The organism is Pseudomonas sp. D1-36 (assembly GCF_051132205.1).
GTDB lineage: Bacteria > Pseudomonadota > Gammaproteobacteria > Pseudomonadales > Pseudomonadaceae > Aquipseudomonas.
Window position 1 is genome coordinate 469,383 of the sequence record NZ_CP071674.1, and the last position, 11,203, is coordinate 480,585.

General features: G+C 60.8%; 9 protein-coding genes. All 9 read right to left on the reverse strand.

All coding sequences use genetic code 11. The annotated features are described in order from the left end of the window. Nucleotides 1-19: 19 nt before the first annotated feature. The gene (locus J3P76_RS02120; RefSeq protein WP_434701451.1) at nucleotides 20-4,090 is read right to left on the reverse strand and encodes a dermonecrotic toxin domain-containing protein; all 4,071 of its coding nucleotides are present in this window, start codon (nucleotides 4,088-4,090) and stop codon (nucleotides 20-22) included. A gap of 114 nt (nucleotides 4,091-4,204) precedes the next feature. Further along, nucleotides 4,205-5,185, reverse strand: a complete 981-nt coding sequence (locus tag J3P76_RS02125) for an alpha/beta fold hydrolase (RefSeq protein WP_434608191.1) — start codon at nucleotides 5,183-5,185, stop codon at nucleotides 4,205-4,207. Between the two features lie 717 nt (nucleotides 5,186-5,902). After that, nucleotides 5,903-6,349, reverse strand: a complete 447-nt coding sequence (locus tag J3P76_RS02130; RefSeq protein ID WP_434608189.1) for an excinuclease — start codon at nucleotides 6,347-6,349, stop codon at nucleotides 5,903-5,905. A gap of 32 nt (nucleotides 6,350-6,381) precedes the next feature. Beyond that, nucleotides 6,382-7,608 carry a beta-ketoacyl-ACP synthase gene (locus J3P76_RS02135; protein WP_434608187.1) on the reverse strand — a complete coding sequence of 409 codons (1,227 nt, stop codon included), beginning with the start codon at nucleotides 7,606-7,608 and terminating at the stop codon, nucleotides 6,382-6,384. Continuing rightward, on the reverse strand, nucleotides 7,608-8,336 hold the full coding sequence (gene fabG, locus J3P76_RS02140; RefSeq protein WP_420767069.1) for a 3-oxoacyl-ACP reductase FabG: 729 nt from the start codon (nucleotides 8,334-8,336) through the stop codon (nucleotides 7,608-7,610). The genes J3P76_RS02135 and fabG overlap by 1 nt, the downstream gene beginning before the upstream one ends. Then, nucleotides 8,333-8,800: a hotdog family protein gene (locus J3P76_RS02145; RefSeq protein WP_420767070.1), complete on the reverse strand. Its 468-nt coding sequence runs from the start codon at nucleotides 8,798-8,800 to the stop codon at nucleotides 8,333-8,335. Before J3P76_RS02145 ends, fabG begins: the two co-directional genes overlap by 4 nt. After that, a complete protein-coding gene (locus J3P76_RS02150) occupies nucleotides 8,797-9,993 on the reverse strand; it encodes a beta-ketoacyl-[acyl-carrier-protein] synthase family protein (protein ID WP_434608185.1) in 1,197 nt (398 codons plus the stop codon). Before J3P76_RS02150 ends, J3P76_RS02145 begins: the two co-directional genes overlap by 4 nt. Beyond that, nucleotides 9,990-10,472 (reverse strand): DUF3261 domain-containing protein, encoded by a 483-nt coding sequence (locus J3P76_RS02155; protein WP_420767072.1) that lies wholly within the window; start codon nucleotides 10,470-10,472, stop codon nucleotides 9,990-9,992. The genes J3P76_RS02150 and J3P76_RS02155 overlap by 4 nt, the downstream gene beginning before the upstream one ends. Continuing rightward, a complete protein-coding gene (locus J3P76_RS02160; protein ID WP_420767073.1) occupies nucleotides 10,469-11,197 on the reverse strand; it encodes a class I SAM-dependent methyltransferase in 729 nt (242 codons plus the stop codon). The genes J3P76_RS02155 and J3P76_RS02160 overlap by 4 nt, the downstream gene beginning before the upstream one ends. Nucleotides 11,198-11,203 lie beyond the last annotated feature (6 nt).

The window sequence follows — 11,203 nt, forward strand, 5'->3', positions numbered from 1 at the left end:
GCTGACCTGGCACTCTTGCTCAATCCCCCCAGACCGTAGCGTTTCGGGTCGCGTGATAGTCGTAAAAACCTTGGAGAGTCCAGGTATCGCCGTGACGTTCGAACGCGGCGCGCCATGCGCCTCTTCCTCCGCCAAAACCCAACTGGGCCATGTCGTACCAGTAATATCGGTTGATTTTTTTTGTGGTGATCCTGCCGGCACGGAGGTCATCCATGATCTCCATGACCTTCACCCTGGCGGTTCCCGGGAAATTGTCATATGACATCTGCGCCTCAGCCAACGGGCTGATCGTCACCGTGTACCTGGGAATAACGGTGGGAGCCTGCGGCGTGATAGCGGCTGGAGCAGAAGCGGAGGCCTGCCCGGTGACCTTGTTGGAGGCGGCTTGGGTGACCAGCTCGATATCGAAAGGGCTGTAGTTTTCAAGGGTTCTGGTGAAATTGTTGATGTCTTCTTCAGTGGTGAAAAATGCGCTTCGCTGGGTCTTGCCTCGGTTGACGATAATGTAGGGGATCTTGAAATTCCTGATCTCGGTGAGTAACCCGGGTCTGTGTCGACGGGCCCTTTCTTTCCTGAATTCGTCGATGATCTTGGCCTGATACTCCGGCGAATCCAGGTACGCTTGCCTTGCGGCCGCCACAGCTGGCCCGTCCCCGGTAAACATCGTGTCCAACTTGGCGTCCATGGAGTTTTCCACGTACTTCACCGTGTCGGTAATATCCTTGGCTATCCTGTCGGCAGCCTCTTTTTTCTTTCCCGTTTTCGGGACGATCACAATGTATTTCGCACCCGTGACGTTGTCGGGCAATATCGTTGTGCTTACTTTGAGTTGATGGTCGAGGGTGAACTCATCCTTGTGCTTGACCAGCGTCTCATACAGCCGCATTTTTTGCGGCGGGGTGAGGGAAAAGTGTTTTCCTTTTTGAAGATTGTCATTCGTTCGCTCAACCAGTTCCCAAATACAGATTTTATTGGCCAGGTTCTTACGGTGAGCTTTATGCCTGGCAAAATTCTGTCGATTTACGGTTCTCATCAACGAGCGGTAAGTCTCGACGTCGGTCGCGCCAACGTCATCGATACTTTCCTTGAGTATGCGTTCGGCCAAGGTCTCAGGCATCGTGCGGACGACACGCTTCGTCATGTCGACGACTTCGCGAGGCAGGTCATGCCCGTTGGGCAGCACGCCCTCCACCAGTGCGTTGAAGGTTCGATCTTCGGCTCGCTCCGGATCCCGGCTGAAATACCCGCCTCCGCCGAGCAGACGCTGCCGCTCCTGCACGGTCCATTGGCCGTTTTCCCACGTCACTGCGCGCTGGTCCGTGCGGTTGCTCGGTGTGTAGATGACTTGTTCGCCGTTCTGGAAAGCCGTTTTGAAGTAATCCTTCCCGAGCTTCAGATAACCCTGTCCCTGCACATCCCTATAGAGGCTGCGCCCCTCGGGCAGCAGCCCCTTGCCATCGAAGCCTTTGAGCTGGAACGGCTTTAGCTGCGGGTCCGGCATGCGAGGCAGCGATGCCAAGGCCGGATGGACCTTGCCCCGACGCCGTGTCGCGCGGGCCATGATCAAGTCTTGCCCGCCCTCGGCCAGCACCTCACCCAGCCCGCGGATGAAATCGCTCGTCCACTGGCCGACGCTGCCGTCTTCATCCTGTATCGCCGAGACGGCGGCACCGCCTGCCAGGGTCGGCAAGATCGCTCGTCCCAATATCCCACCCAAGCGGCCCACCGGAACCATGGACATAGCCCCGGTCAACAGGGCTACACCGTTGCGACGCCCTTCCCGAGCCGCTGCGCTGTCGCGTTCGGCGTTGCTCACTGTCAGGGTCCGTACCGTTTTGAGGACATGGGTTATCTGCGTTTCATGCAACGCCTTCAACAGGTCTCCCTCGACCACGGGCGAAGTGACTTTGAAGGCGAAATCGTTTCGAGTCCTGTCCCTTGTCCATTTGAAAACCGATTGCGTAACCTTTTTTATTTTCGCTTGGACGGTCAGGTCATCTTCTGCCGGCAACATGCCTGCGACCTGAGCGGCTTGCTCCGGCAACGGAAGATGGGAGATCAGCCAGCGGGTCATCTCCGGGGTGGCCGTGAGGGTCTGCGCCAACGCTGTTTGCAACGCCCGTCCGCTGCCTGATGCATCCACGTCCCTGAAAGTTTTTCCGTCCGGCGCACCCGGCGTGTACAAGGTCAACGAAGGACGGCTGGCGAATGACTTCACTCCGAACGCAAGCAGGTCCTTCAACACGCTGTCGCCCCAATGCAATTGCCGGACGACCACTTCATGCCCGTTGACCTTGCCACGTCCCGCCGATCCAGGGCGGTCCAGTGCCGCCAGGACCAGCTTCAAGCCGGTGTTGTCCTTGTCGTGTCGCAGGTCTCCCGAGATATGGGCCGCCCACACCTGGGCCCGCATGTGCTTTGCTTTCACACCCATCCATTGAGTCTGTCGCTCCCGTGCCATGCGTTGCAGCACAGCCGGAAGGCGCGCACCCACGTCGGCCCGCTCGATGACATCGACAATCTGTGCAAAGCTCAACGGGCCAACGACGGTGTGGTGGGCTGCCTGGCGCTCATCATCCGTCAGGTTGGACATCGCCCAGTCCGTCAGCAAGCGCGTGTCGTCCTGGAACGCTTTGGCACTGCCCATTGAGACCCCAGACCCGAACGGTGAATGGCCCGTCGGCGCGTGCGGATCGACTGTCTCTTTTCGGATACTCAAGGTTATGTCGTCAGGATCTGCCGCTGGGTACTTCGCTTTGATGAAGCCGGCCAGCAGTGTGCGAGCCTGGTCCCGAATGGCCTGCGCAGTGCCCATTGAAACCGGGTCCGGCGGCGCCGCCATATCGGTGAGGGTTTCTTGTAAGGCCTGCGTCGCCTGCCACCACGCCAGACGGTCGCTGCCGATGATATGGGGGCTGGCGTGCAGCCAATGATGCAGGCTCTTGAGCTTCAGCCGAAACTCACGTTCGTCCAGGGCGCTTGCCAGATCCAATCGCATTCCAAGGTCCGCTGCGGCGTCCAGCCGATGCATCCAACCGGAGATGTTTTCCCCGTCGACAACATCGCTCGACAAGGCATCGCGGATGGCGGCTTTTTGCGTTGTCCGCACGTCCGTGACCAGACGCGTCAGGAAGTTTTGCTCCATCGGCACGAGTTCCACCTCATCTGCGGTGCTGTCGCCTATGAAGGAAATCTTCAGTTGCTTTGAGTCTTCGTAGACCTCCAACGGCCTACCGGGACGGTACAGCACGGCACCTCCCCAATCCACGTCCGCGTCATGTCGCGACAGGACAGCGGCGCTGGTTACCGGAACGGACAATCCCCAATCATTGAAAGCGGCGATCAGGCTGTACACCCCGGGCCTGGTACCCTCCGCCAGCTGGTTACGAGACGCCGCGTCCGGCGCCGACAGCGAATCCATTATCGCCTTATGCATCGGCGGGCTCAGCGTTTTGTCATGCAGATGAAGGTTCGCCAGTGCCGTGAGTTGCGCAGCGAGTTCGTTCGCCAACCAGTCACTGACGTTTCGTCCCTGGCTGAACGCGGCCGGCGTATCCCAGAAGTCATCCAGCGCTGTCATGAGCAGCTGTTCATAAGCGACTGGCGTGGTACCGAGCAGTCGCTGGAATTGTTTTTTCGCCGCGGGACTGTTCAGGGCGGTGGGCACTCGCTTGGAGCCGTCCATTTCCACGACTATTTCAAGGCTGTCCAGATCAGCAAAGCTATCGCTGATATCTACCTGGCCGGCAATGGCGCGCCAGAAAAAATGTTCAAGGCCGGCAATATCTTCTTTTTTTTGTCTGGAGCTCTGCCCGTTGGGTTCACGTTCCGATTGAGAGAGCCGGGCCTTCTGCGATGTGCGCACGAAAAGCTGATCGACCGTCATATCGCCCGCGACGGTGGGGAAGGTTCGCTTGAACCAATATTCCAAGTGTTGCCTGGTGACCCGGCAAGGACGTGGCGCGGCCTTGCTCAGGTTTATCATTTGCCGCTGCGAGGCGCTGACCTGGCGTGTCGATTCGGCACTGGGATCGCTGGCGCCATTGCCCTGTGGGATGTTGGGCTGGGGCGGTGAGTCGTTATCCAACATGGGCTCTTCCTGGGAAAGTTTCGGAAGAGGCAAGCTATTGGAGAACGCCGACGCAGGAGCGGTAAATAAATACCGCACGATGGGAAGGGCGACGGTGCAGTCGTCAGCTTCGGGTTACGAATTTCGGGGATGTGGAAATTCCTTGTATTGCAGGAATGCCAGAATTGCGTCGCGAGTAGCTTGCGGTTGCTCTTCAAGGAGCCAGTGCCCGGTATTTTTCAATATCAGCGAGTGTGGTTGCGCGGCAATGCAAGCGGCCTGCTCGGTCAGCGTCCGCCCTCGGGAATGATCGCCGCCGATGGTGAGTACCGGACCCGTCAGCTTGTTCCTGGAAAACTCCAGGTTGTCCTTGGCGTCGTATTCCACCCAGGCTGAGTAAAGTTTGAATGCGGCCTCCATTCGGCCAGGCCGGGCGTAGTCCGTTATCAGGGCCTGGCGCACTTCATCCGGCACTTTGTCGTTGCCTTCGAAGACAAAGTCATCGAAGAACATGTCCAGGTAGGTTCTTTCCTGCCCCTTGATCAAGGTGATAGCTGTTTTGCCAAAAAACCGGAAATGCCATTTGCTCGCGATGCCGGTTGACGGGTCGCCGTTGTAGGCACTTTCCCAGCCGGGAATACCGGGAAGGAATCCGTCCATCAATATCAGGTGCTTGGTGTCATCTGGATAAAGCGCGGCGTAGGCGTAGGCAATGATCAACCCCATATCGTGGCCAATGATATCGACTTGCTTGAGCTTCAGATGCATCACCAATTCGTGCAGGTCATGGGCCATGTTTTTCTTGTCATACCCGGCGCTGGAAATATCCGTTTCACCCGCGCCGCGATAGTCAGGAACGATGGGGGTAAAACCCGCCCGCACCAACGGCCCGATCAACGGCTCCCAGTTGCGCCAACTGCCCGGAAACCCATGCACCAGCAGGACCGGCTGCTCACCATCGCCGCAGATCACATAGTGCAGGCATATTCCATTCACATGTGCGTAAGCGTGCGTCAGCTTCACATCGTCAACCACCACGTTCTGCTCCCCGGCCGTGGTTGCGCTGTGGGGTGAGGAAGACGTGGAGACGACGCCCGACCAGGTTATCGTGTCCATCAATTTCTTATCCATCGGCGGGCCGTAGTTGTTAGAGATCAACATACGAGTGGTGGCTCGGAGGGCGAACAGCCGGCCGAACGTTGACCTAAAACATCCTTGGGGTTGAGGAATGTTTTTCGTGTTTAGAATCTGGAACCGCTTTGAAGCTTTTGGATACTGTCAGAGTTGACAGGTCCGACGGGCGGTGAATTCATGGCGAGATTTGGATTTTTGGCTGGTGGTCGGGAACGTGACCCTAGCGCGAGGTTCAAGGGTTTTGTTGTGGGAAGTTTCGGAAATTATGTACTCCGATTTCTGATCTTTGCTTGGCGTCTCCTGGCCCGAGGTTGAGCGCGAGAGCGCTGCTCAGCACGATGATCGCCCTATGATGATTATTGTGGACGGACGTTCAGCCAGCATCATTAAGGCCATCAGCAGAGTGGTTGGCGGTACCAGATAAAGGGCCATGGATGCCCAGCACATGTTGCACCTCGTTCGGCAGGCTCGGTGCGAATGTGTCGGAGAAGGAGTTTGAAAGGGGGGCCAGTTAGTCTGCTGGGGGCCGCTGCGCAGCCCAGCGGGAGCAAGCTCCCTCGCCACAAGGGCGCGTCTGGGTAGAGGCCTGTGGGAGCGAGCTTGCTCGCGATGACGTCAGTAGATCCGGCATCACCGGTACTGATTCACCGCTAAGCTCGCTGCCACAGTGGATTTAGCTATGTAAGCCCCAAATCCTGACTACTGCACCTTCGCCAGATCCCCTTTCAACGCAACCCCGGCCATGATTGCCCCAGCGTGGCATTCATAGGTCGTGGGGTCCTTGCGCTCGTTGCGCTTGTAGAAGCTGACGATGTTGGTGACGGCGTTGGCGCCGGCGTTTTTCGCGGCCTCGTGCAGGCTGATCAGGGCTGATTGCAGTACCCATTCGCAGGCCGCTTCGTCGGACTTGTTGAACGCGTTGGTTTTCTTGTTGGTGACCGCTCCCGGGCTGACCACGGAGACGTTGCCGGCCGGTTTGTGGCCGGCCAGGTAGAACTTCACGCTGCCGTCGATCTTGCCGGTGCGGATGGCTTCGGCGACCACTTTGTCGAATGGCAGGTACAACGCGGTATCACGGGCCTGGCTGAGGCTTGGCAAGGTGCCGAGCAACAGGGCGGCGGTTACAGCGATTTTCTTCAACGGCATCATGGTCTCCTTGACCAGAGGATTGATGGGAATCAATGCCAGCGACGGAAAATCAGCGAGGTATTGACCCCGCCGAAGGCAAAATTGTTGTTCATCACGTATTCGTTGCTCATCGCGCGAAACTCACTGCGCAAGTAGTCGAGTGTGCCGCATTCGGGGTCGACCTCATCGAGGTTGAGCGTGTGTACATACAGGTCGCGGTTGAGCATTTCGATGCTGAACCAGGACTCCAGCGCACCGCAGGCGCCCAGGGTGTGGCCCAAAAAGCTTTTCTGCGAGCTGATGGGCATGTGTTCGCCGAACAGGCTGCTGGTGGCCAGGGTCTCGGCGACGTCGCCCTGCTCGGTGGCCGTGCCGTGCCCGTTGACGTAGCCAATGGCGGCCGGTTCGAGGCCGGCATCCTCCAGGGCCAGTTCCATGGCCCGGCGCATGGTGCTCAACTCGGGACGGGTGGCGTGCTGGCCGTCGGCGTTGCTGCCAAATCCGACGATTTCGGCATGGATCCGTGCGCCACGGGCCAAGGCATGTTCCAGTTCTTCGAGCACCAGCATGCCGGCGCCTTCGCCGATCACCAGGCCATCGCGGCCCTTGTCGTAGGGGCGCGGGCTGGTCTGCGGGGCATCGTTTTTCAGGCTGGTGGCGTAGAGCGCATCGAAGACCATCGCTTCGGTCGGGCACAGTTCTTCCGCGCCGCCGGCGAGCATCAGCGGCAAGCGGCCGAACTTGATTGCCTCGTAGGCATAGCCGATGCCGTGACTGCCGCTGGTGCAGGCACTGGACGTTGGGATCAACCGTCCGGTCAGGCCGAAGAAGATGCTGATGTTGGCCGCCGTGGTGTGGGGCATCATCCGCACATAGGAGTTGGCGTTCAGCCCTTCGGCCACGCTGTTGAGCAGCATGTTGCCGAAGGCCTTGATCTCATCGGTGCTGCCAGTGGACGAGCCGCAGGATACGCCCATGCGCCCGTCCTTGATCGACGGGTCGCCCAGCAGGCCAGCGTCGGCCAGGGCCTGCTCAGCCGAGGCCACCGCCAGGCGTGAGACCCGGCCCATGCTGCGCAACTGCTTGCGCGTCCAATGGGCCGGGACCTGGAAATCGTCGATGGGCCCGGCCAGGCGAGTGTTCAGTTCGGTGAAACGGTCCCACTCATCCATGCGCCGGATGCCGCTGCGGTTGGCGGCGAAGTTGGCGGCGATGGTCTCCCAGTCGCTGCCGATGGAGGTGATGCCGGCCATGCCGGTGACGACGACGCGCTTCATCAGCACAAGCCTCCGTTGACGGCCAGGACTTGCCGAGTGATGTATCCAGCTTCGGCGGACATCAGGAAGTTCACCGCGCCGGCGACTTCTTCCGGGGTGCCCATGCGCTGGGCGGGGATCATCTTCATCAATTCTTCCACGGGTACGTTTTCATCGAGCATGGCGGTGTCGATCAACCCCGGCGCGACGCAATTGACCGTGATCTTGCGCTTGCCCAGTTCGATGGCCAACGCCTTGGCCGCGCCGATCAAGCCGGCTTTCGAGGCGCTGTAGTTGACCTGGCCACGGTTGCCGATCAGGCCGGACACTGACGTGATACAGACGATTCGTCCCGCGGCGCGGCGTCGGATCATCGGCATCATCACCGGGTGCAGCACGTTATAGAAACCGTCGAGGTTGGTGCGCAGCACGCTGTCCCAGTCGTCTTCGCTGAGGGCCGCAAAGGCGCCGTCGCGGGTCAGGCCGGCGTTGAGCACTACGCCGTAATAGGCGCCGTGGGTTTCGACGTCGGCTTCGAGGGCGGCCTTGCAGGCGGCGCGGTCGGACACGTCGAATTGCAGGACGCGGGCGTTGCGGCCCAGCGCTTGGATGTCTGCCAGGACCGCTTCGGCTTCGGCGCGGCCGCTGCGGCAATGCAAGACGATATCGTGCCCGGCCTGGGCCAGGCGCAAGGCGATGGCGCGGCCGATGCCACGGCTGGAGCCGGTGACCAGTACGGATTCAGTCATGGCTGGGTTCCTGTTGCGGAAGTTTCATTGAGGTACTGGGCAGCATGGGGCGGACGAAATACGTTCAGTCGCGCCGTGGCATGGATGCCCGGCGCGTGGATGTGGCATTCGAACACACCCATGCCGTTGTCGTCTTCCAGGGAGCGCACGCCATGGATGGCCAGTTCAGTGTCGAGAGGGAAATGCTCGACGTTGCATTCGAACTTGCGGGTCCCGAGCAAAAAGCCCAGCTCCACTGCATCGCCGCGCTGGCGAGCGTGGCAACCGGCGAACGCCGCGACGCTCTGGGCCATCAATTCGATGCCGACCCAGGCCGGCAGCGCGCCGTCTTCACGGTTGAACAAGCCGCCGGGCTTGACCGTGGCGAGTGCATGGATCTGTTCGTCATCGAAGGACACGACCCGGTCGATGAGAATCATGTCGCCCGCATGGGGCAGCAATTCGGCGAGCGGCCAGTCGATCATTGGGCGTCTCCGATAATGAGGCTGACGTTGTTGCCGCCGAAGGCAAACGAGTTGCTCATCAGGCGTCGGGGGAAGGTCGGGTTCAGGCGGGCACGGCTATCTATCCAGTCCAGCGCCGGCAGCTCGGGGTCCGCCTGGCCGTCCCAAAGGTGGGGTGGCAAGGCCTGGGCGACGTTGTCAGGGCTCAGGGTCAGCCAGCAGAAAGCCGCTTCCAACGCGCCCGCCGCCCCAAGCGTGTGGCCAGTCATGGGCTTGGTGGACGAGCAGGGCACGCCCGCCGGAAACAATCCAGCCACCGCATGGCTTTCCATGGCGTCGTTATGTTGCGTGGCGGTGCCGTGCAGGTTCAGGTAGTCGATCTGGCTGGCGTCCAGGCCGGCACAGCGCAGGGCTTTTTCCATCGCCTGGCGGGCGCCGCGACCGCTGGGTTCCGGCGCGGAAATGTGGTGCGCGTCAGAACTGGCGCCATCCCCGAGCAGGGCGATCGAATGGCCGTCGCCTGGCGTCTTGCTCATGAGAAACAGCACAGCCGCCTCGCCAATGTTGATACCGCTGCGGTTCACCGAAAACGGGTTGCAGCGCTCGTTCGACACCGCTTCCAGCGCAGAGAAACCGTTCAAGGTCAGTTTGCATAAACTGTCCACGCCACCGCACAGCACCGCATCGCACAAGCCCAGGTCCAGGAGGCGACGGGCGCTCATCAAGGCCCGCGCGCTGGAGGTGCAGGCGGTGGAGATCACATAGGAGGGCCCGCTCAAGCCAAGCCAGTCGGAAAGGAAATTGGCCGGCGCGCTGAGTTCTTGTTGCTGGTAATCGTAGCCTTCGGGGAACCGCTGCTCGCGCAGGTAATGGGCAATGCCCTGGCTGGCCTCGTCGATGCCCGAGGTGCTGGTGCCCAGAACGATACCGATGCGCGCGGGGCCGTACGCCTCGATGGCCTGGTCGATGTCAGCACGAATCTGCAACCCCGCTTCGAGCAGCAGTTGATTGTTGCGGCTGCGTTGCGCCGCCAGTGCCTCGGGGATGGGGGCCAGTTCTCCCCTTACCGCAGCCACCGGCAATGCCCGCTCGGCCACCCAGCCGGCTTCGACGCGCACGCCCGAGCAATCGCCGGCAAACAGGTTGCGCGCGACGTTTTGTTTGTCCCGGCCCAAGGAGCAGATGACCCCGAGGGCGTTCAGATAAGCGGTCATGGTGCGCTCTCGGTCAGCGGTGTGATGCGGTAGTGCGGGCCTTGGGGCAGGCGCAGCTCAAAATCCAGGGGCCGTTTGTAGCGCACCTGCCAACGCGCATCGAGGGCTCGTTCGACACCGTGTTGCCGGGCGACGGGGTAGCGATCGGCAAGCTCGGTTTCCGGGGTCAAGGCGAACAATAGCGCAGCGAACAATTCCCGCGCCTCGGCATTGGGCGGCAGCAGACCGTCGGCTTGCCATTGGTTGTCCACCAGGCGCTGGCGCGCCAGGGGAATGCCCAGCGGGTCCATCATCGACCAGCGTATGCCGGTGTTTTCACGCTGGATCACCAACAGCCAATCCTGGCGCTGGCCGTCCAGTTGCCGCTCGATGTGCAATTGCAGCGGCAGCGCCAGGGTTGGCATGCGCTCGGGCAGCGGCGCGTGGCTGGCGCAGGCACTGAGCAGCAGCAGGCAACCGATCAACAGGCAGCGGATCATGTGGCGGTCCCTTCGAGCGGCTTGCGTGCCACCACGTTGACCAAGGTTTCTTCGCGCTCGCCGAACGGCTTGGGCCGGCGCAGGCCCCAACGCTCCAGGAGGCCGAAGTCCTTGGCGCGGCTCCACCACAGGTACGGATAGGACACGTTGCGGTCCTCGAACTGGAAGCCTTGGTTGCGGATCATCGCCAAGTATTGCGCGGCGCTTTTCTGCACGTGCATGGGATGGCGGAACAGCCAGCGGATCACCCAGGTATCGATGTAGGCTTCGGTGGATTCGGCAAACAGCAGGTAGCCGCCGGGCTTGAGCACCCGATAGAACTCGGCGAGGGCTTTTTCCTGTTCCACCAGGTGGTGAAAGGTCTGGTGGCAGAACAGCAGGTCGACGCTGGCATCGGGCACGGCCAAGGTCGCGCAATCGCTGCCGATCAGTTCCACGGCCATGCCCTGGCGAGCGGCTTCTTGGGCGCTCAGGTCCAGGCTGTGGGGGTCGGCGTCCACGCCAATCAGGCGTTGCGGCGCGAATGCCTGGCGCAGGTACTGGAACGACTTGCCCTGGCCGCAACCGGCATCCAGCAGCACCGGATTGGAAGGCGGCGCGGTATTGAACAGACCGCGCAGATCCTCGACCGCCACGCGCAGCACATGATGCTGCCAGGTGTGGCTGCGCAGGAACCAGAAGCCGAAGCGGGTTTCTTGGACGTAGTTATCGCTCAGGTAGCTCATGGTTGT

Excerpts from the sequence above, each read along its gene's own strand:
- J3P76_RS02120 (WP_434701451.1), bottom strand. The coding sequence starts at position 4,090 with ATGTTGGATAACGACTCACCGCCCCAGCCCAACATCCCACAGGGCAAT.
- J3P76_RS02125 (WP_434608191.1), bottom strand. The coding sequence starts at position 5,185 with ATGGACACGATAACCTGGTCGGGCGTCGTCTCCACGTCTTCCTCACCC.
- J3P76_RS02130 (WP_434608189.1), bottom strand. The coding sequence starts at position 6,349 with ATGCCGTTGAAGAAAATCGCTGTAACCGCCGCCCTGTTGCTCGGCACC.
- J3P76_RS02135 (WP_434608187.1), bottom strand. The coding sequence starts at position 7,608 with ATGAAGCGCGTCGTCGTCACCGGCATGGCCGGCATCACCTCCATCGGC.
- fabG (WP_420767069.1), bottom strand. The coding sequence starts at position 8,336 with ATGACTGAATCCGTACTGGTCACCGGCTCCAGCCGTGGCATCGGCCGC.
- J3P76_RS02145 (WP_420767070.1), bottom strand. The coding sequence starts at position 8,800 with ATGATCGACTGGCCGCTCGCCGAATTGCTGCCCCATGCGGGCGACATG.
- J3P76_RS02150 (WP_434608185.1), bottom strand. The coding sequence starts at position 9,993 with ATGACCGCTTATCTGAACGCCCTCGGGGTCATCTGCTCCTTGGGCCGG.
- J3P76_RS02155 (WP_420767072.1), bottom strand. The coding sequence starts at position 10,472 with ATGATCCGCTGCCTGTTGATCGGTTGCCTGCTGCTGCTCAGTGCCTGC.
- J3P76_RS02160 (WP_420767073.1), bottom strand. The coding sequence starts at position 11,197 with ATGAGCTACCTGAGCGATAACTACGTCCAAGAAACCCGCTTCGGCTTC.